Source organism: Pontiella sulfatireligans, from assembly GCF_900890705.1.
Lineage (GTDB): Bacteria > Verrucomicrobiota > Kiritimatiellia > Kiritimatiellales > Pontiellaceae > Pontiella > Pontiella sulfatireligans.
This window is the reverse complement of the sequence record NZ_CAAHFH010000002.1, coordinates 900,162-919,751: the sequence shown is the minus strand read 5'-3', so window position 1 is coordinate 919,751 and position 19,590 is coordinate 900,162. Positions and strand designations below refer to the sequence as shown.

14 protein-coding genes are annotated in these 19,590 nt (G+C 57.3%); 10 read left to right on the top strand and 4 right to left on the bottom strand.

Annotation, left to right across the window (positions count from 1 at the left end; all coding sequences use genetic code 11):
- Positions 1-61 precede the first annotated feature (61 nt).
- From SCARR_RS16840 to SCARR_RS16810, 7 genes are all read left to right on the top strand, one after another.
- Positions 62-2,164: a GumC family protein gene (locus tag SCARR_RS16840; protein ID WP_136062835.1), complete on the top strand. Its 2,103-nt coding sequence runs from the start codon at positions 62-64 to the stop codon at positions 2,162-2,164.
- A gap of 32 nt (positions 2,165-2,196) precedes the next feature.
- Positions 2,197-2,838, top strand: coding sequence for a polysaccharide biosynthesis/export family protein (locus tag SCARR_RS16835; protein WP_136062834.1), 642 nt, complete (start codon positions 2,197-2,199; stop codon positions 2,836-2,838).
- Between the two features lie 27 nt (positions 2,839-2,865).
- Positions 2,866-3,495: a nicotinate-nucleotide adenylyltransferase gene (gene nadD / locus SCARR_RS16830; protein WP_136062833.1), complete on the top strand. Its 630-nt coding sequence runs from the start codon at positions 2,866-2,868 to the stop codon at positions 3,493-3,495.
- Positions 3,496-3,506: 11 nt separating this feature from the next.
- Complete coding sequence (gene rsfS / locus SCARR_RS16825) at positions 3,507-3,857, top strand: ribosome silencing factor (RefSeq protein WP_136062832.1); 351 nt, start codon at positions 3,507-3,509, stop codon at positions 3,855-3,857.
- A gap of 2 nt (positions 3,858-3,859) precedes the next feature.
- The gene (gene cysS, locus SCARR_RS16820; protein ID WP_136062831.1) at positions 3,860-5,263 is read left to right on the top strand and encodes a cysteine--tRNA ligase; all 1,404 of its coding nucleotides are present in this window, start codon (positions 3,860-3,862) and stop codon (positions 5,261-5,263) included.
- A gap of 90 nt (positions 5,264-5,353) precedes the next feature.
- Positions 5,354-5,992, top strand: a complete 639-nt coding sequence (gene tmk, locus SCARR_RS16815; RefSeq protein ID WP_136062830.1) for a dTMP kinase — start codon at positions 5,354-5,356, stop codon at positions 5,990-5,992.
- On the top strand, positions 5,992-6,981 hold the full coding sequence (locus tag SCARR_RS16810; protein WP_136062829.1) for a DNA polymerase III subunit: 990 nt from the start codon (positions 5,992-5,994) through the stop codon (positions 6,979-6,981). The genes tmk and SCARR_RS16810 overlap by 1 nt, the downstream gene beginning before the upstream one ends.
- Before the next feature lie 18 nt (positions 6,982-6,999).
- Here SCARR_RS16810 and aroQ read toward each other — a convergent pair whose 3' ends face one another.
- Entirely contained in the window at positions 7,000-7,437 is a 438-nt protein-coding gene (gene aroQ / locus SCARR_RS16805) for a type II 3-dehydroquinate dehydratase (RefSeq protein ID WP_136062828.1), read from the bottom strand.
- Between the two features lie 29 nt (positions 7,438-7,466).
- Positions 7,467-8,120, bottom strand: a complete 654-nt coding sequence (locus tag SCARR_RS16800) for an SOS response-associated peptidase (RefSeq protein WP_136062827.1) — start codon at positions 8,118-8,120, stop codon at positions 7,467-7,469.
- Positions 8,121-8,252: 132 nt separating this feature from the next.
- On the opposite strand from SCARR_RS16800, the gene SCARR_RS16795 reads away from it, so the two are divergent.
- Both SCARR_RS16795 and ltrA read left to right on the top strand, forming a co-directional pair.
- Positions 8,253-9,101, top strand: coding sequence for a fumarylacetoacetate hydrolase family protein (locus tag SCARR_RS16795; RefSeq protein ID WP_136062826.1), 849 nt, complete (start codon positions 8,253-8,255; stop codon positions 9,099-9,101).
- A gap of 814 nt (positions 9,102-9,915) precedes the next feature.
- Positions 9,916-11,187, top strand: coding sequence for a group II intron reverse transcriptase/maturase (gene ltrA / locus SCARR_RS16790; RefSeq protein WP_136062162.1), 1,272 nt, complete (start codon positions 9,916-9,918; stop codon positions 11,185-11,187).
- Between the two features lie 108 nt (positions 11,188-11,295).
- Here ltrA and SCARR_RS16785 read toward each other — a convergent pair whose 3' ends face one another.
- Positions 11,296-14,628, bottom strand: coding sequence for an autotransporter family protein (locus SCARR_RS16785; protein ID WP_136062825.1), 3,333 nt, complete (start codon positions 14,626-14,628; stop codon positions 11,296-11,298).
- Positions 14,629-14,868: 240 nt separating this feature from the next.
- Here SCARR_RS16785 and SCARR_RS16780 point away from each other — a divergent pair, with 240 nt between their 5' ends.
- A complete protein-coding gene (locus SCARR_RS16780) occupies positions 14,869-16,479 on the top strand; it encodes a CTP synthase (RefSeq protein ID WP_136062824.1) in 1,611 nt (536 codons plus the stop codon).
- A 95-nt stretch (positions 16,480-16,574) separates the two neighbouring features.
- On the opposite strand, the gene SCARR_RS16775 is transcribed toward SCARR_RS16780, so the two are convergent.
- On the bottom strand, positions 16,575-19,580 hold the full coding sequence (locus tag SCARR_RS16775) for an autotransporter family protein (RefSeq protein ID WP_168433382.1): 3,006 nt from the start codon (positions 19,578-19,580) through the stop codon (positions 16,575-16,577).
- Positions 19,581-19,590: the final 10 nt, after the last annotated feature.

The following is a 19,590-nucleotide window of genomic DNA, read 5'->3' as shown; positions in this document are numbered from 1 at the left end:
AACGACAAGGTGGTGAAGGTTTACCTTCACCATCTTGATTTTTTGAAAGGGAGTAGTGTAGATGACCAATGAAAACGAGCAGCAGGGAAGCACCCTTCACTTTTTAGACTATTGGAGGGTAATCCGCTCAAGAAAAGAAATTGTACTCGCTGTTGCCATTCTTGTCGTACTCACGGGTACTGTCTATACCCTGATGCTGCCTAATATCTATGCCGCTTCGGCCCGGATTTTGGTGTCGGAGGATGCTCCTGAAATCAATCCGTTCGGGGCAGGGGGGCAGTCCTACTACACCTCATACAACCCCTATTTTTTGCGCACCCAGTTTGAGGTGCTGCAGTCGAAGCCTATGCTATACGAGGTGATCAACCGCCTCAATTTCCAAGAGGAGTGGGGCAAGGCGGGTGAGAAGCTTCCTCGTGACGTGGCTTATAAAATCCTAAAAAACAGCATTAGCGTTTTTCAGCAGCGGGACACATCGCTGATCGTGATATCCGTCAAACGCGACAATCCCAACGAAGCCGCCAAGATTGCCAATGAAATTTCCGAGGTGTACCGCGACTCCCGCTTGGACCTCGCTTATAACGGCGCCCGCATTGCGATCGACAAGATTGCCGAAGCCATGAAGTCGCAGCGCGAGCGGGTGGATGCGGCTGAGCAAGTGGTGGAAGACCTCAGAAAAGAGCTGGACATTGCTGTAATCGGTGGCGAAGGCAACGTGGACGTTACGGACGTCCGGCTGCAGCAGCTTGAGGGCGACCGCCTGGCCGCGCAGCGCGAGATGGTTGATAAAGAGGTGCAGCTTAACATCCTGAAAGATCTGGGCGATAAGGATCTGAGCGAGCAGGCCTCGTACATCACCTTCGATCAGTTTGTCATGAGCACCATGCAGCAGATTCAGGACATCAATGTCCAGCTGAGCTCGCTCAACGCGGACTACGGTGAAAACCATCCCGAAGTCCAGCGCACCCGCATGCAGCGAGACACTTTGGAAGCAACGTTGACCAACCACATCAAGGCGCTTCGAAACGGCTTGGAAACGGAATATTTGCGGGCAAAAAGCAATTTCGAGCATTTAGGGGCAATTCTGGCTTCGGTGCGTTCGACCAACATTGAGTCACAGGGAGCAAAGTTCCGGCCGTTTCGCAATGCCCAAGCGGATCTGGAATCAGAGCGCTTCATCTACACTCAGCTCAAAGCCAAGCACCGGCAGGAAATCATTACACTGGAGGTTCCTAGCAACCCAGTTGAAATCATCGATGTAGCCGAGCCGGAAAACCGGCCGGTTAGCCCCAACCTTTTCATGAACGTGCTGCTAAGCATTTTTGTGGGGCTGGGCGCGGGCGTGGGCTTGGCTTACTTCATTGAATATCTCGATACGTCCATCAAGACGGCTGACGATGTCGAGCGTCTTCTCGGCCTGCCTGTGTTGGGCTTGATTCCGCAGAAGGTTCGTCCGCTGGTTGAAGAAGGACCCGACAGCGAGCATGCCGAGGCCTACCGTGTACTGCGTACCAATCTGGCCTTTACTGAAGGCGGTTCGAATAGAGGCGCCTTTTGTGTGTTGAGCGGCGGTGCGGGTGAAGGCAAATCCACGACGGTTTTCAACTTGGCGTATGTGTGCGCACAGCAGGGCGAGAAGGTTCTTTTGGTTGACGCCGACTTGCGCCGGCCAGTGCAGCATAGCATTCTGGGTGTTTCTAACCGTTTTGGTCTAACCAATGTACTGTTGCGCGACGTTCCTGTTGAGGAAGCCATCAAAGCGACCAGCGTGCCGAATCTCCACTTCCTTCCGAGCGGACGCCTTCCCCGTACTTCGCTCGGCGTGCTGGATCCGAAGCGCATTGGCGAGCTGATCTCGAGCTTGAAATCCAAGTATGACATTGTTCTTATCGATACGCCCCCGTTGGTCGGCATCAGCGATTCGTCCATCCTTGCAAAGGAAGCCGATGGCGCGATTTTGGTGGTTCAATACCGCAAGTATCCGCGTGACATGCTGATCAAGGCGAAGAGCATGATGGAAGCGCTGGGTGTCAATGCGGTCGGTGCCGTGCTCAACAACATCAACGTCATGCGCGACGACTACTATTATTATTACCACTCATACTATTCGGACTACTACCGCAGTTCGCAGGGCAGCGATGGTCTGGGCGACGATTCCGTATAGTGCATTTTATTTTTTGGGAAGAGGTTTAGAATATGAATCGCAAAGTTAGTGTATTGTTTATGCTGGTGTCCTCGCTGTTCCTTGGCGGTTGTGTCGTGCAGCCGTTAAATTCTGGAGATGCTCCATCGTCAAACGGGAGCGCTCCGTCGGTAGCGTCGGTAGCGACGGTTGATGATGCGGAGGCCGCGAGCCTCGGCGCCTATCGGCTGAAACCGCGGGATCCGGTCTACATCCGCTTCAGTGGCATCATGGATCAGCAGACCCTTGATCTCGTCATTGATGAAAATGGGGAAATCAGTTTGCTGCATATTGCAGAGCCCATCCAGGCCTCCGGATTGACCACTTCCGCGCTTGAGGACAAGATCGAGCGGCTCTATGTCGATGGTGCTATCTATAAGAATGTTTCTGTAAACGTGACCATGACGGCCAAGGTTTACTATGTTCAGGGCGAAGTGAGTCAACCGGGGCAGTTCCAATTGATGAGCGGAACCACTCTTCTGCAGGCGATTGCCGGCGCACGGGGCTACACGCCGTTTGCGAATCAGAAAAAAGTGACCATTACGCGGCAGGGAAAAATTTACACCTACAATGCCAAGACACTGGAAAAAGATCCTTCCAAGGATGTTAAAATCAATGCCGGCGATGTAATCAAGGTCTGGCAGCAGTGGTATTAATCTAACGGCCTGCACGAGGGGCGGATAATGGAGTCTCGATCTACCGCGAAACGCATCGGTATTATGGGAGGCTCTTTTGACCCGGTTCACATCGGGCATCTGGTCATTGCCCAAGATGCCGTAGAGCGGATGGAGCTGAGCGAAGTTGTTTTTGTTCCCGCCGCTGTCCCCCCCCACAAGCAGCATCTGTCTCTCGCTGATGACGGGCACCGGTTGAACATGCTTAAGCTGGCCGTGGAGTCCGATATCCGTTTTTCGGTGTCGGATGAAGAGCTGGTGCGGGGCGGCGTCTCCTATACGATTGATACGGTGCGTCAGCTCAAGCAATCGATCCCGGATGCGGAATGGGTGCTGGTCGTCGGCAGCGACACCTTGGTGGATCTTCACAATTGGTATAAAATAGACGAGTTGCTGGATTTATGCGAAGTTGCAACGTTTCTTCGTCCGGGCGAGTCGGCCCTCGAATCGATTGCCGAAAAAGTGCGGCTGCCCGATGAGCGGAAAGACAAGCTGATGCGCAATGTGGTTGATATGCATTTGGTCGAGGTGTCATCATCGGAAATACGCATGCGCGTTGCTGAAGGGTTGTCGGTCCGCTATCTGGTGTCGCCCGAAGTGGAAATGTATATATTTGAACACGGCCTCTACCGGGGCTGAGTAAGGAAGATATGGAAAAAGATTTAGAAATCATTAAAGAAATTGTCGAGTTTTTGGGCGATCGGAAGGCGGAAGAGATTGTCGCGTTGGATCTGCGCGAACACTCGAATATCGCGGACTACTTCATCATCGCCACCGGCGCCAACAAGCCTCACCTCAAGGCGCTCTACGACGGCTTGCGACGCCTCTTCAAGGATGCGGGGTTCAAGGGCTACCACCGGGAAGGCGTGCCCGACAGCGGGTGGATGATCATGGACTACCACGGTGTGATGGTTCATATCTTCGAGCGAGAACTTCGTGAATTCTACGACCTTGAAAAGCTCTGGAAGGATGCGCCCATCGTAGATCTCGAGGGGATATAGCAATGGCGTTCAGGGTCTACAACACCATGAGCCGAACCAAGGAGGAGCTGCTTCCTTTGGATGGAAAGCATGTCCGCATGTATACTTGCGGTCCCACGGTGTACAACTATGCCCATATCGGCAACTTCCGCGCCTACATGTTTGAGGATCTGCTCCGCCGCTACATTAAGTTCTGCGGCTTTGAAGTCACCCAGGTGCAGAACCTCACCGACGTGGACGACAAGACGATCCGGTCTTCCATCGAGCAGGGCCTGCCCCTGAAAGAATATACCAAAACCTATATCGATGCTTTTTTTTCCGATCTCGCCAAGCTCGACATTGAGCCGGCCGAGCACTATCCCGCAGCGACCGACTACATCCCCGAGATGATCGCAATCATCGAAACGCTTTTTGAAAAGGGCTACGCCTATCAGTCCGACGACGGATCCGTCTACTACAGCATCGACAAGTTTGCTGAATACGGAAAGCTTGCCCGCTTGGACCGTGAAGGAATGCAGTCCGGCGCGCGCGTCGATCAAGACGAATACGACAAAGACAACGCCGCCGACTTCGCGCTCTGGAAGGCCTACGTGCCGGAAGACGGCGACGTCGTCTGGGATTCCCCTTGGGGGCGCGGCCGTCCGGGGTGGCACATTGAGTGTTCCGCCATGAGCATGAAGCTGCTGGGTGAAAGCTTCGATATCCATACCGGTGGGGTCGATAATATTTTCCCGCACCACGAAGACGAAATCGCGCAGTCCGAAGCCGCCACTGGCAAGCCTTACTCCAAATACTGGATGCACTGCGGCTACCTCGTTGTTGACGGCAAGAAGATGAGTAAGTCCGTCGGCAATTTCTACACCCTGCGCGAAATTCTCGACATGGGCTACACTGGGCGCGAAGTCCGCTACGAATTGCTCTCGTCCCACTATCGCCAATCGCTCAACTTTGCCTTTAAGTCGCTTGATGCCAACCGCGCGGCGCTCAAGCGCCTCGACGAATTCTATGCCACCATCATGGAAGCCGCCGGCTCCGAAACGGAAGCCGGGGATCTGCCGGAATGGGCATCCAATGCCCGCAGTAAGTTTGCTGAGGCGATGGATGACGACATGAACATTTCCGGCGCGATGGCAGCTGTCTTCGATACCGTGCATGCCGGCAACAAGGCAATGGCCGAAGCTCCTCTAACAGGAAAACAGGCACTGGCGATCTCCAATCTTTGGAAGGAGCTCGATGCCGTTCTCGGCCTGCTCATTCCCCAGGAAGAGAAAATTGACGACGAAGTAACGGAACTGCTCGAAGCGCGCACTGTTGCGCGTGCTGAAAAAAACTGGGCCGAGTCCGACCGCATCCGCGACCGCTTGGCCGAGCTGGGTTGGACCGTCAAAGACACGCCCGAGGGGCCGAAACTCAGGAAGCTTGCCTGAAACTTGAAATGTGAAACCTGAAAAATTGGTTGTTTTGTAATTGGCCGCTTGGAATTTGCTTAGGATTTAGAAATTAGAATTTAGGGTTTTATGAGCGGTAGATTCATCACCTTCGAGGGGCCGGAAGGCAGCGGGAAATCGACGCAGATCCGCCTGCTGGCTGAAACGCTCGAAGTGCAGGGCATCGAAGTGGTTTGCTCCCGCGAGCCGGGAGGCACCGCCACCGGCGAGGCGGTTCGCAATATTTTGCAGCACGATGCTGCCGGCGAACCTTTGTCGGACCGTGCCGAGCTGCTGCTCTTCACGGCCAGTCGCGCGCAGCTGATGGATCAGGTCATCCTTCCAACCCTTGAAAAGGGTGGCTGGGTTTTATGCGACCGTTTTATTGACTCCACCATGGCCTATCAGGGTTTTGCCAGGGGCATGGACATCGACACGCTCGACGCGGTCAACGATTTTGCCATTTATGGACGCAAACCCGATCTCACCCTGTTGCTCGATTTTGACATAGAGCTGGGTTTTCAGCGTTTGGCTGCGCGTTATGCAGACGGCGAAGCAACGCATGATCGCTTTGAGCTCGAAGCGCGCGATTTTCATCGTCGCGTGCGTGACGGCTACCACCAGCTTGCCGAGCGCGAGCCGGAACGTTTTCGCATTGTTGATGCATCCGGATCGGTCGAAGAGGTGGCTTCCTGTGTTTGGGATGTTGTGAAGGAGGTGCTGCTGTAATGGAAGCTGTCGATATGCATGCAGAGGCTTGGGAAGGCATTCGCAACGGATTCGAAACCGGCCGGTTGGCGCACGCCTACGTCATTGTCGGCTCTCCGCGCGGCAACGCGCTGCATTTTGCGGAATCATTCCTGAAGCTGCTCTTTTGTGAAAGCGCCGAGAAGCCCTGCAACGAATGCGTTGCTTGTCGAAAAGTCGAGGCGCACAAGCATGTCGACACGCTATGGATCGAGCCGCAGAGCAAATCACGTCAGATCAAGGCCGACGAGGTGCGGGCGCTGGTGCATCGCATGACGCAAACTTCGTTTGAAGGCGGCTGGAAGGCGGGCATTATTCTTTCGGCGGAATGCATGAACACCAACTCGGCAAACGTGCTCTTAAAGACGCTTGAAGAGCCTCCGCCCAAGACCATTCTACTGCTGGTCACCAGTTCGCCGCAGGCTTTGCTCCCCACCATTATTTCCCGCTGCCAAAAGATCGTGCTTTCGGAAGGCAAGGCCGGGGAGATGGACGCTGATTGGGAGGAGCCGCTGATGGGCATTCTGCGCGACCTTCCTCCGATGGGCGGCTTGGATGCCGCCCGTTTGGCCAGCCGGCTCAAAGGCCTGTTCGACCTGCTCAAGGCGGGCATTGCCGATGCGGTTGAGAACGATCTCGATCTCGGCGAAGAGGCGCTTGATGAATCGAAATTGAAGGTGATTTTAGAGGCGCGCACCAGCTCGCTCCTCAAGGAAGTGCAGGCGGATGTGTTCCGCATCATGCTCGACTGGCACCGCGACGTGCTGATGCTGGCATCTAATATTGACAGCCGCCATCTTGCCTTTTCTGGCGAGCAGCGCATTTTAGAAGAACAGGCCAAGTCCCATACACCGGCTTCGGCTTTGCAGGCGATTCAGGTGGTGGAAGGAATGGCCCGCCGGCTGGAGCGCAACATTCCTGACCTGCAGGTTTTCGACGAAGCCTTCCGCAAGCTTGCAATACGTTCGTAGTTCCACCTTAAGGCGGAACTACGAACGCTCAAGCCTATTCACCAGCGCGCGCAGCGCGAGCGTGTAGCCGAAGCCCTGAAATCCCATAATCTGGCCGATGCAGGCCGATGCCGTCAGACTCGTGTGCCGGATTTCCTCGCGCTTGTGGGTGTTGCTCAGGTGGACTTCCACTGCCGGAACCACGTCGGCGACCGCCTTGAGCGCATCGCACACGCCGAGGCTGGTGTGGGTGAGGGCGGCCGGGTTGATGATGATGCCGTCGAACTGCCCGCGCGCTGCACCGATCCAGGTAATCAAATCCGATTCCGCATTGGATTGACGGAACTCTATCTCGACTTCTGGGCAAACCGCCTTCATTTCCGTTTCGATGTCGGCGAGGGTTTCATGGCCGTAGATTTCGGGTTCGCGTGTTCCGAGCAAATTCAGGTTGGGTCCGTTCAGCACCAGTATCTTCATGTTTTCCTCCAAGGTTTGAAAAAGGTAGATTACTCCTCGCTGGGAAACAAGGATAGATCGGCCTGCTCCTCTCCGGGGTCGAGGCAGGCGGAGTCGTCGTTGGCGACCTTGTTGACGCGGCGGGAGACCGGCCGGGCCGTCAGCGCTTCGGGGATGGGGGGTAAATCCAGAGTGACGATCGTCAGTCTGGATTTACCAATCGGATGAACGAGCAGCCAGTCGTTCCAGCGGTTCGGGGGAAGGATGACGGGCATGCGGTCGTGGATGCCCTGCATGTTGGCGTCGGCGGCGCGGGTGATGACGACGCATCGTCCGTCGCGCCAAAGCCCGGCAAAGGCGAAGAGCCGCTTTTCCGCCGTTTGGAAATAGTAGGGCTGCCGGGCTTTCCATTCGTAGAAGCCGTCGGCGGGAATCAGGCAGCGGTTGGTAAACAGCAGGTCCTTGAAGAGGGGGCGTTCCGAGAGGGTTTCCGAGCGCGCGTTGATCACCACGCCGTTGGAGCGCGGGTTCTTAAAGCCCCAGATGCACTCCTCGGCGCGGGAGGGATCTTCCTGCCGGATGACGGCAACGCTTTGCGTTGGAGCAATGTTGTAGCGCCCATGAAACAGTGGGGGGAGTTCAATCCCGCCAAGGGCTTCGACCGCCTCTTTCCGGCTTTTAGTTTGTGTAAAGCGTCCGCACATGGGGGGAAGATGGACTGCATGCGTTAAATTTTCAACACCAAGATCGCAACGGTCGCGAAGAGAGGCCGTTTGTTTGCTTCGCGACCTTCGTGCTCTTCTGCTAATTTCCCTGTTTTATATCAGGAGGTTTACATGAGGCTGGTTCGGTTTGGAGAAAAGGGAAAAGAGCGTCCAGGCGTATGGATGGGCGATGGGCGGATTCTGGATGTACGGGCGCTGGCGTTCCATATCGAGGATTATAACGAGCACTTTTTTACCCATCATGGCGTAGAACAGTTGGCCGAGCTGGTGAATGATCCCGGCGCCAAGTTTGTTGATGCCGCCGGCATCCGGCTGGGCGCGCCTATTGCACGCCCGTCAAAAATCATTTGCGTGGGCGCGAACTATGCCGACCATGCCAAGGAGTTCGGCCACGAAATCCCCTCGGAGCCGATCCTGTTTTTCAAGGCGACGTCAGCCGTCAACGGTCCGTTTGATCCGATTGCACTTCCGGCCGAGGCGCAGGTGGTTGACAGCGAGTCGGAGCTTGCTGTGGTTATTGGGAAGACCGCTTCCAGGGTTCAGGCGGCGGATGCGCTGGATTATGTGGCCGGCTATACGGTTTTGAACGATGCCACCGAGCGCATCGTGCAAAAGGCCAACGGCCAGTGGATGCGGGGCAAAGGCTTCGACACCTTCTGCCCGATGGGGCCGTTTCTTGTGACGCCCGACGAAATTCCCTCGATCGGAAGCCTGCGGGTATGGCAGAAGCATAACGGGGTGGTGCTCCAAGACGGGAATACGGCCGATATGATGTTTGATGTGCCTTTCCTGATTGAATACATCTCGCGGGGCATGACGTTGCTGCCGGGGGATGTGATCTCGACCGGAACGCCGAGCGGCATTGGGTCGGCTCGCGAGCCGAAGGTGCTGATGCAGGCCGGCGATGTGGTTGAAGCGGGCGTCGACGGAGTGGGGGCGCAGCGTTCGACTGTGCAGTAGAACGCCGGCGCCGGATCGGAGTCCGGTGCCACGAAAAAGGGACCGCTTTGGCGGTCCCTTTTCTTGTTTGCCCGGCAAAGCCGGCAAACCCAGTCGCCTGAAAGAAGGCGATAACACCCCGTCCGAGGGGAAGTAAATCCGAATCGCAAGGGCGTTGCTGGTAACGGCGGGGTCTGAAGGAAGCGATAGGAAGTGAACGGTACATAACGGTTGTAAACCTGATTCGGCAGGCGCAGAAGGTAAGCGTGCAAAATAGCGCGAAGCCTGGTACTCGGACAGACTGCGTTTGTGATTGAGGATGGAATCGTTCACAGGGAGCCGGAGTCATAACCGGGGAAGCCCTGCATGGTTTGTGCGAGAGCGCAATAGTTTGGCTCCAAGAAGAAGTTCAAGGAGCTGGGCGAAGCGTGCAGGGTGGCAGATGAGCCCGTAGTAGTGATGAAGATCCGGCCTGTGAAAGCCCGTGAGGGTGTGGAGGGCAAAACCGGATCGACCTGCGGCTTGTTCGCCGGGACGGTCGATGGCCAAAAGCGTCGGCTGGATGCGAAGGGGTGAAGTTTACTTGAAAGCTACGTCAATTGACGGGACGCGGTTTCGGGGAGGTAAGCCGTCGCAAGGCGGGCAAGTGGTCTTGGGCGAACTCGGGAACGAGCGGACTGGAGGCAAACTGTTCCTTCGGAGTAGGTGGAGTTGAAAAGGCATATTGCCGTTGAACCGGATACAAGCCCTTGGAAGCCCGCTGAAGAATCGAACGAGATCGTGAAAACGGAAGATGGACGGAGCGAAGCACAAAGAAGCGAGGATGAACGATAGGATGCGGGTTTGGTACAGTTTATATGATCGCTTACTCCACGCTCAGGTGTTGGAAACGGCGTTCAAAAAGGTGAAGTCGAGCAATGGAGCTCCCGGAATAGACGGGCAGTCCTGCAAAGGCTTTGCGCTGAACCAGTCGGAAAATATCGCCGAACTTCTTGAGGCGTTGCGCACAAAGGCTTATCGACCCAGCCCCGTGAAACGGGTGGAGCTTGAAAAGCCGGATGGAGGTATCCGCTTGATTGGGATACCGACGGTGCGCGACCGCGTGGTGCAGCAGGCATTGAAGATGGCGATTGAGCCGATCTTTGAAGCAGGGTTTCATTCTGGAAGCTATGGCTACCGACCCAAACGAAGCGCACATGGAGCGATTGCAGAGGCAACCGCACGAATGCGCGAGGAGGGGTTGGAGCATGTGGTGGATATGGATTTGAGCAAATGCTTCGACCTGCTGGATCATGATCTGATCTTAAAAGCGGTACGGCGCAAGGTGGCTGACGGCAGTATCCTTGCGCTCATCAGAATGTTCTTGGAGAGCGGAGTCATGAACCATGGCCTGTTTGCTCGAACGGAAACCGGAAGCCCGCAGGGCGGAGTTATCAGTCCGCTTCTCGCCAATATTTATCTGGACGAATTCGACCAGCATATGGCGGGACGAGGGCATCGGGTCGTACGTTATGCGGACGACATTCTGATTTTCAAGGGTAGCCCGAAAGGCGCACAAAACGCACTTCGGGTGGCCGAGGACTACCTTGAAGGAAAGCTCGAACTCGTGGTCAACCGTCGCAAGACGCATGTGACCGAGTTGCAGGAGGGCGTCGCCTTTCTGGGAGTGGAGATCGGTTTGACCTATACGAAAATACAGGCCAAGAAAATCGCCCGAATCAAGGCCAAGCTCAAAGCCGTCACGCGCAGAAACACGCCCGTGAATCTCGCCAAAGTGATACGCGACCTCAATCCCGTCCTGCGCGGGTTCGTGAACTATTTTAAGGTTGCGAACTGCAAGACGGAGTTGAAGAAGCTGATGAGTTGGCTAAGACGGAGGTTGCGCGCCATACAAATGAAGCTGTGGAAGAAACCGCAGAAGCTCCACCGACGGCTCAGGCAACTGGGCTACAAGGGAGAGTTTAAGCGGATCAAAATGGCCTCATGGCGCAACGCCTCCTGCCAGCTCGCCCATATGGCGATGCCCAACCGCTGGTTCAACGAGATCGGGCTATACGCCGCCGATCAAGTAGAGACCGGAACGCTTTCCCCATTGAATCGGGGATAAAAGTAAACAGGAGCCGTGTACGAGGTCCGTACGCACGGTTCTGTGAGAGGAACAAGGCTGAGCTTGATCACTCAGCCTTGTCCTACTCGATTTTCCACGCGCGGGGAATTAGAACTGGTAGCGGATGGAGCCGAGCATGGTGAAGTCGGAATAGTTGTCCCCCTGCCGGGTGTCGAGATCGGCGCGCAACTCGAGGTATTCGCCCATTTTAGCGACCACGCCGGCGCCAATCTTAAGGATGTCCTTTTCGGGGGCCTGCAGCTCCATTTTGTAGTTTCCTGAGCCGCCGATCAGCCGGTAGTCCAGGTCTTCCTCGCTGGCATTGAACTCGTGCAGCCAGTGAATGCGGACTTCCGGCCGGAGGGTGGTTTCACCCAGGCTGGTGTACATGCCGAGGCTGCAGCCGATGGAACTCTGAAAATAGAACTGGTCGAAGCTGTCCACTTTCCGGCCGACGGCGTCCTTGGATTTTTCCTTATAGCTGTCTTGGCTGTAGTAGTTGGCGAGCATCGAGACTTGCGGGGTGATGATGAGGTAGTCCCCGGTGTATTCCTTGCCTCCGCCGAGATAGAACGCCATGTTTTGGGCATCGTAGTCTGCCTTGGTTTTGAAGACGTTGCCGAGGCGGTGCTTTATGGTGCTGCCGCCGTAGAGCAGGCTGCTGTCGATATACCAGTCTTTGGTGCCGGCCGAAGCGTAGATGGCGCCGTAGGTGGTATCTGTTTCAACTTTGCCTCCGCGGTCTTGGTCCATGTCGCTGCTGCTGGCGCCGCCGGCCACGCCGACGAGCAGGTTTTCGGCAACCGAGAAGTCGGCGCCAATCATGAAGCCGCCCATGCTTCCATCGTAGGATCTATAGTTGCCGTCTTTGCTTTGGTCGACCCAGGTGTTGAAGGCGGAGATCCAGCCCTGCAGCTCCTGGCCTTGCGCGTGCGGCCCCATGGCGCCTTCTGGCGCCGCTTCGGGGTTGATGGTTGAAGACGTAGCGGAGCCCATGCGGGCGCGGGTGCTGTCCGCGCGCATCGTCAGCTGTTCCGATACGCTTTGGATGCCCATGTTGATGATGTTGTGGCCGGGGGAGGTGCTTTCCTGTTTGCCGTAGTAGTCCTTCATTGCCTGGTTGCGTCCGTCCTCGTCCATATCGACGCCCATAATGTTGCGCATGGAGATGGCGTTGGTGCCGCCGGCTTTGGCGAGGCCGTCGATTTCGTCGGCGACGGGTTCGAGGTAGGTGCCGGTGAGGCCGGAGTTTTCGGCGATCGGCAGGAACTCGGTCTTCAGCACGATGGAGTTGTCGGCCACCATGGCGTCGATGCCTAGCAGGTCGTTGACGAAGTTGATGACGTTGGTGTTGTTGAGCAGGGCGGTTGTTGCGGCGAGATCGTCGATCAGAAGCTCTCCGGCCGCTACGGCCACCTCGTCAAATTCGTTGGTGGGGCCGGTGATGCCGGCGTCGAAGACGTGGATGGTCGTGTTGCTCGCGAAGGAGGCCGTTCCGCCCACGACGAGGTTGGTGAGGCCCATGTTGGACGAGCCGACCGACAATTCCAGCGTGGAGCTGGCATCCTGCGTGTAGTCGCCGTCGACGGTGACTTGAGAACCGGACTCGATTTTAATAAGCGAGCCGTTGCCCACGTTCAGGTCGAGGCCGATGGCGATGCGCGCCGCGTCAAACGCGGACAAGGTGTTGCCGGAATTTGAATTGGTCTCTGCCAAGGTGCCCATCGTCAGGCTTCCCGAGATGTCGAGCAGCGAGTTGGTCCCGGTCACGTAAATGGAGTTGTTTGCGGAGTTGGTGCCCAAGAAGGCGTCGCCGGCGAGCATCAGTTTTGCTCCGGCTTCAATATCCAGGCTGTTGTCGCTTCCGCTGCCTCCGAGGAGCATGCCGCCTGCATTGATCCAAGCGTTGCTGCCGGTCAGCGTGACGGCGTTGTCGGAGCCATCGGCTCCGATGAAGAGACCTCCACCGATGTCGAGTGCGGCGTTGTCGACCGTCAGGCTGTTGTCCGAGCTGGCTGAGCCGAGCTCCACATTCATGGCGATGTCCAGCAAGGCGTCGTCCGAGAGGGTGGCTGAGTTGCCGTCGGCGCCGGCGCTCTGGCCGAGTTGCAGGCTTTGGGCGACGGCTGCCGCGCCGTCGGAAAGGTTCAGTGAGTTGTCGATGCCGTCCTGGCCGACAATAATCGCTCCGCCGACCGTCAGGAGGGTGTCTTCGCCGCTGAGGTTCACTTCGTTGTCGTTGGCGGCGTCTCTGAGCCCGAGAATGAGGTCGGTGCCGATCTGGGCTTCCCCGCCGTCGCTCAGGTTGAGCGCATTGCTGTCGGACGTCACACCCACGAGCAACTGTCCGCTGATGTCGAGGAGCGAGCCGTCGCCTTCAACATCGATGCTGTTGTTGTTCGAGGTTTGGCCAATGATGGCGTCGGCGCTGCTGGCCGCCGCTTGCGCGCCGTCCAGCAGGGTCAGCGAATTGCCTCCGACCTCCTTGCCGACATACATGTTGTCGGAGCCGGTGTCCCACGAGGCGGTCAGGTTGGTGTTGAGGCTGTTGTTGAGGACGATGGAGAGGCCGTCGTTGATTTCGCCGTAGGTCAGTTCGCCGCCGGCTTCGAGGGTGGAGCCGGTGTTGAAGTTGACTCCGAGCGCCGCCGCATTGTCGAGGTTGGCGTTGCCGGTGTAAGTAATGCGGCCTCCGCTGTTGACGTTGATCGTGTTTTCGCCGGGATTGTTCACGGCCACGGTGCCTGCGATGACGGCTTTTCCGCCACTATTGATGTTAAGCACGTTATTGGAGTTGGCGCCGGTTCCGATTTGCAGCAGGTTGGAAACCGTGAGGGTTGCTCCTCCGCCGACGAGCAGCTCGCTGCCGCTGCCTTCGTAGCCGACGTAGGCCGTGTCGGCCACGGTCATCTGGGAGCCGCTGCCCGAAAGATCGATGCGGCCGGTGTCGTTGCTTCCCGCGCCGAGGTAGAGGAAGTCCGCATTGATGGAAGACCCTTCGCCGGTCGAGAGCTGGGCTGTGCCGTTGGTGTTGCCGACCATGATTCCCGTATTGACGCCCAAGAGCAGGCCTGGGTCGGATTCGCCCACTACAATCCAGCCGCCGTCGGCGGCCGTCAGGCTGTTGTCGTCGCCGGCTTGGCCGATGGTCAGTTTTTCCTCAACTTGAAGGGATGACAGCTCTCCGGAAACGAGAATCGAGTTGTTGTCGGAAAACTGGCCGAGTTGCGCGTTGGCCACCGAAACGCCACCGGCGTTGCTGATGGTAAGCGCGTTGTTGTTGGCGTATTCTCCAACAAACAAGGTGGTTCCATTGGTGATGGCTCCTTCGATGGATGCCGGTTGGCCGCTATCGAATTTTATGTCGCCGCCGAAGGCGGACAGTGCCGAGATGCTCAAAACCAGCACGGCGGCCGGCAAGATGGAACAGTTGAATTTCATAACAGACTATCTCCCTTGAAAAGAAGGCGGAAACACACGCCGCCCATACGTTAAACCCGAGCAATCTACAGGTCGCCCGATTCAAAAACAATAAGTTTGCGCTACTTTGCCGATTGCGGGTGTGGGTGGCGGATTTCCCCCATTAGTTGGATTTTTGGTTTGGGATGGTTGGGGAAAGCGGATACCATCCATTCCCGTGTTTTTTGAAGGTTTCTACACTCTCAATATGGGGCGAATTTGATGGCAAAATATCTATTTATCACCGGTGGCGTGGTTTCATCTTTGGGCAAAGGCATCACGGCGGCGTCCGTCGGCCGATTGCTGATTAACCGCGGTTTAACCATCCGCATGCTCAAGATGGATCCCTACCTCAATGTGGATCCGGGCACGATGAGCCCCTACCAGCACGGCGAAGTCTACGTGACCGACGACGGTGCAGAAACCGATCTCGATCTGGGCCACTACGAACGCTACACCGGCCAGCCGACCTCGCAGAAGAGCAACATAACTGCGGGCAGCATCTATTGGAACGTCCTCCGTAAAGAACGCCGCGGCGACTACCTCGGCGCCACGATTCAGATGATTCCGCACATTTCCAACGAGATCAAGGACCGTGTCCGGGCGCTGGAATCCGAAAATCCGGACGTTATTCTCATTGAGCTCGGCGGCACGGTGGGGGACATCGAAGGACTCATCTTCCTCGAAGCGATTCGCCAGCTCGGGCTGGAGGTTGGGCGCGACAACTCCATGTTCATCCACCTCACCTACGTTCCGTTCATCGCGGCCGCCAAAGAGGTGAAGACCAAGCCCACCCAGCAGAGCGTGGCCAAGCTGCGCGAGATCGGCATCATGCCCGACGTGCTCGTTTGCCGCACCGAAGTGGATATGGATCAGGAGCATATCGACAAGCTTTCGCTCTTCTGCAACGTGTCCAAGGACTGCGTGATTGTTGAGAAGGATGTCGAAACCTCGATCTATGAAATCCCGCTGGTGCTTTCCCGCGCCGGGCTGGACGAAATCATTCTCAACCGCTTCCGCATCGCCAAGCCGTCCCGCCCGCTGAAGGACTGGGAAAAGCTGATCGAAACCATCAAGCACCCCAAAGGTACGGTGCGCATCGGCGTGGTGGGGAAATATTCCGAACTCCAGGATGCCTACAAGTCGATCTACGAAGCGCTTTACCATGGCGGCTGCGCCGCCGGCTACAAGGTCGATGCCGTCAAGCTCGCCGCCGAGGATATCGAGAAGGATCCGGCCATTCTCGATACGGTCGACGGCGTGCTCATTCCAGGCGGCTTCGGATCGCGCGGCATGGAAGGCAAGATCCGCGCGGCGCAGTATGCCCGCGAAAACAACATTCCATTCCTTGGAATCTGCCTCGGGCTGCAATGCGCCGTGATTGAATTTGCCCGCAACGTGTGCGGGCTGACCGACGCGCACACCACCGAGTTCGACGAAGAGCGCGGCATAAAGACCGAGCATCCGGTCGTCTGCCTGATGGAAGAGCAGACCGACGTGGTGGACAAGGGCGGCACGATGCGTCTCGGCGCCTGCCCGTGCGTGCTGGAAGAGGGCACCAAAGCCTTTGCCGCCTACGGAACCAAAAACGTTTCCGAACGCCACCGCCACCGCTACGAGGTCAACAACAACTTCCGCGAGCAGCTCGAGCAAAACGGCTTGGTGCTCTCCGGCATCAACCCGGACATCGGCGTGGTCGAAATGATCGAGCTGCCGGGCCACCCTTGGTTTGTCGCCACTCAGGCGCATCCCGAGCTCAAGTCGCAGCCCGTCAAGCCGCACCCGCTGTTCAAGGATTTCGTTGCCGCGGCGGTCAAGCGCTTCGAGAGCTAGGCTTCAGCAACGTGGGGCCGGATTCCAATCTGGCGCCTCCGTGCCTTAGTAGGACGCCGGATCGGAATCCGGCCCCACGAATAAAGTCCTCTGTTCTAAAAAGCGTAGACGACCTTAAGGGTGAGGTTGTGCGAGTTAAAGTTTTCGCCGAAGAGCTCGTCGAAATCCACCCGGAACAATACGTTCTTGGGCTTCTGTTTCTCGGTGTTGAAGAACGAGAAGCCGATGCCCGCACGGAACAGGTCTTCGTCGAGGTCCGGCGGTGACAGCTGATAGTTTGCGTTGCCTCCTTCCAGCTTGAACGACATGTCGTCGGTGTCGGAGTTAAACTCGTGAATCCAGTGGAGGCGGCCGTCGATCTTGAACCCGTAATGTTTCAATTCGAGCGAGTTGAGCATGGAAATGTTCAGTCCGAGGCTGGAGCGCAACGAGTCCGCATCGTAATCGTCGATGCGGCGCGGCACGGCATCATTGCTTCTTTCGTTGTAGCTGTCCTGCTCGTAGTAGGTGTACTGCAGCGATGCTTCCGGCGTGAAAACGGTGCCGTGTTCGGTGTCGATGAGGTCGTAGCCGCCACCGATGTAGGTGCAGATGAGCTGGGCGTCGAAATCGCCATGCATCACGAACGGCTTGCGTGTTTTCGTGGAAACATCGTTGAAGCCGTATGCAATGCCGGCGTCGATGTAGGCGCGGGAAAAGTCGTAGGTGCCGTAAACTGCGCCGTGGTAGGCATTGATGTCTTCCTTGGCGTCGTGGTGGTCTGACGTGGTCGTGTACTTTCCCGCTCCGCCGCTGATGCCGACGAGCAGGTGGCCGAAGCTTTTGTCTGCCCCGAACGTGCCCCCGTGCAGCGTGGTGTCGTAGCCGTCGTTCAGGCCGTCGGAGTCGTGGTTGACAAAGTTGCCGTAGTATTTGGCCCAGGCGCGGATCTCGTTGTTGCGCTCCGGCCCTTTGACGCCGGGGGGGATGAGTTTGAGCTGCTCGCGGAACTCCGTTCCGCGAGCGGCGGCCTGGCCCATCGCCGTCTGCAGGCCCAGCAGCGAGGTTTGGAAAGTGTTTGGAGTGGTGAAGTAGGTTTGCTCCGTAGCCTTCTTGGATTCTTCCGGGTTGTCGATGCTGTCGATGATGGCCATCATGTTGGTGTTGTTGATGGCGTCCAGATCATCGGCCAAGGTGCCCATCTGGCCGTCGGCGTTCCAGTATTCCCGCAGGGTTTCCGTGGCGAACTCCGCCTTTAGGTTATCGCCGTCAATGGAGAGGCCGGTAAGAGAGGTTCGTCCGGCGGTGTCGGATCCAAGGAGCACGTTTTCGGAAATATTGCCATCCGTGGCGTTGTTCGTTGCCCCGCCGGCATCAGCCACTAAGATTCCAGAGTCGGTTGAAACAACCGTGACCGCAGTCGTTGAGCCGCCGGCGAAGCCCGCTTGGGTGGAATCAATATAAAGAGACGAGTTGGTTTGGAATGTCGCGGTGTCCGCATAAAGGGTGCCGTTTTCTAGGTTGACTACTGAAACGGAAAGCTGTCCGCCGGTTTCCAGACCGAATGCGCCCGAGGCCGTTAGTTCGCCTTGACCAATGTTGAGCGATCCGCCCGACTCAACATTGATGTCGGAGAAGGACGCCCGGCTGCTTGCACTGTCTAGTGTAAACAGGCCTCCGTCGGCTAAAGTGAAAGCGTTGGCGAATTCCATAGAGCCGGAGCGGACGAGGGTTTGCTGGAACGGGGCGTCCGAAAGGTGGTCGACCACTACGGTGCCGCCGTCTTGAACCACATAGCCGTTCACCGTCAGATTGCTGCCCGCCGTAAAGTTCTGAAGCCCTGAACCGGAAAAGTTAATGGAGCTAAAGGTGCCCGCGCTGATGTCGATTACGTTCGTGCCTCCAGCATTGGCCACCGTCGCGAGGCCGAACTGCTTGCCGCTGCCGTAGGCTCCGCCGGTGAAGGTGCCCCCGTCAATGTCGAGACCGCTGTCGATGGCGAGCATGCCGACGCCGTTTGCGCCGCCGGTAAAGGACGGAGCGTTGCTGCCTCCGCCGATAGAGACGGTTGAGCCTACGACATACAGGCCTGCTCCTCCCCGGCTGTCGTCGGCGGCATCGCCTGCGTTGCCTCCTTTAAAGGAGCCGCCATAAATGTTCACGTCCGATGCCGTGGCGCGGAGGCCCGCGCCGCCGAGTGCGGCGGCCGTGCCGCTGCCGGAATTGGTTGCTGATCCGGCGCTTCCGCCGGTAAAGCTGCCTTTGAAAATACTGATGGTGGATCCGGTGGCAGCAACCGCGTCGCCGCCACGCGAAACCGCACTATAGGACGAAGCGGAAACGGCGTTGCCTGCGCTGCCGCCTTTGAAGGTTCCGTTGCTGACCGTCAGCGTGGTGCCGGAGGCAAACAGTCCCCGCCCGCCTGTGGAAAGCGCGTCGCCGTCCGTATAGGAAACGGCCTTTGCTGAACCGCCGGTGAGGGTGGAACCGCCGCTGTCAGCGGTGAACACAAAGTTGCTCACGTTGAGCGCCTGGATGCCGTCGGTGCCTTGGGAGGTGCCGTCGTCGAGCATGTAGGCGCCTCCAGAAAAGGCGGCTTTTGAAACCACCACTTTTTTCGTGCCGGAAAAATAGGCGCCTATGGCGGCCGAAGAGGTGGAGTTGGTAATGATGTTCTCGCCGGGCAACGGCGGCAGCACATAGCCGCCCGAACCGCTGGCGCCCCGGAACGTGCCACCGGTGATGGCAAGGTTGGTTCCGCCCGCTACAAACAGGACGGCGCCAGCTGTATTGCTGACCGAGGCGCCGGTGGCGATGATGTCAAAGTTGCTGAATCCGTTGGTGATGGTGATGGAGCCGCGGATGGCGTTATCCAGCGTCAGGCTCGTGGTGACCTCATCGCCGATGATCAGCGAGCCTGGGCCGTTCGATTTCGAGGAAATCGAGATAACATTATCCCAGTTCGCTGGGTCGGTGCCGTAAGCCGTCCCTGTAGCCGAATTCGTGCTGGCGCGTACGGGCAGGGCGGTGAGGGCGCACAAAAAAAAGGCGAGCCCCAAAAGGTGCTTCGCCTTGTTTTCGCCCTTGACCGTCCAGAGTCGATTCAAGTGCATCTTCATCATGGAACTATTC

Excerpts from the sequence above, each read along its gene's own strand:
- SCARR_RS16840 (WP_136062835.1), top strand. The coding sequence starts at position 62 with ATGACCAATGAAAACGAGCAGCAGGGAAGCACCCTTCACTTTTTAGAC.
- SCARR_RS16835 (WP_136062834.1), top strand. The coding sequence starts at position 2,197 with ATGAATCGCAAAGTTAGTGTATTGTTTATGCTGGTGTCCTCGCTGTTC.
- nadD (WP_136062833.1), top strand. The coding sequence starts at position 2,866 with ATGGAGTCTCGATCTACCGCGAAACGCATCGGTATTATGGGAGGCTCT.
- rsfS (WP_136062832.1), top strand. The coding sequence starts at position 3,507 with ATGGAAAAAGATTTAGAAATCATTAAAGAAATTGTCGAGTTTTTGGGC.
- cysS (WP_136062831.1), top strand. The coding sequence starts at position 3,860 with ATGGCGTTCAGGGTCTACAACACCATGAGCCGAACCAAGGAGGAGCTG.
- tmk (WP_136062830.1), top strand. The coding sequence starts at position 5,354 with ATGAGCGGTAGATTCATCACCTTCGAGGGGCCGGAAGGCAGCGGGAAA.
- SCARR_RS16810 (WP_136062829.1), top strand. The coding sequence starts at position 5,992 with ATGGAAGCTGTCGATATGCATGCAGAGGCTTGGGAAGGCATTCGCAAC.
- aroQ (WP_136062828.1), bottom strand. The coding sequence starts at position 7,437 with ATGAAGATACTGGTGCTGAACGGACCCAACCTGAATTTGCTCGGAACA.
- SCARR_RS16800 (WP_136062827.1), bottom strand. The coding sequence starts at position 8,120 with ATGTGCGGACGCTTTACACAAACTAAAAGCCGGAAAGAGGCGGTCGAA.
- SCARR_RS16795 (WP_136062826.1), top strand. The coding sequence starts at position 8,253 with ATGAGGCTGGTTCGGTTTGGAGAAAAGGGAAAAGAGCGTCCAGGCGTA.
- ltrA (WP_136062162.1), top strand. The coding sequence starts at position 9,916 with ATGCGGGTTTGGTACAGTTTATATGATCGCTTACTCCACGCTCAGGTG.
- SCARR_RS16785 (WP_136062825.1), bottom strand. The coding sequence starts at position 14,628 with ATGAAATTCAACTGTTCCATCTTGCCGGCCGCCGTGCTGGTTTTGAGC.
- SCARR_RS16780 (WP_136062824.1), top strand. The coding sequence starts at position 14,869 with ATGGCAAAATATCTATTTATCACCGGTGGCGTGGTTTCATCTTTGGGC.
- SCARR_RS16775 (WP_168433382.1), bottom strand. The coding sequence starts at position 19,580 with ATGATGAAGATGCACTTGAATCGACTCTGGACGGTCAAGGGCGAAAAC.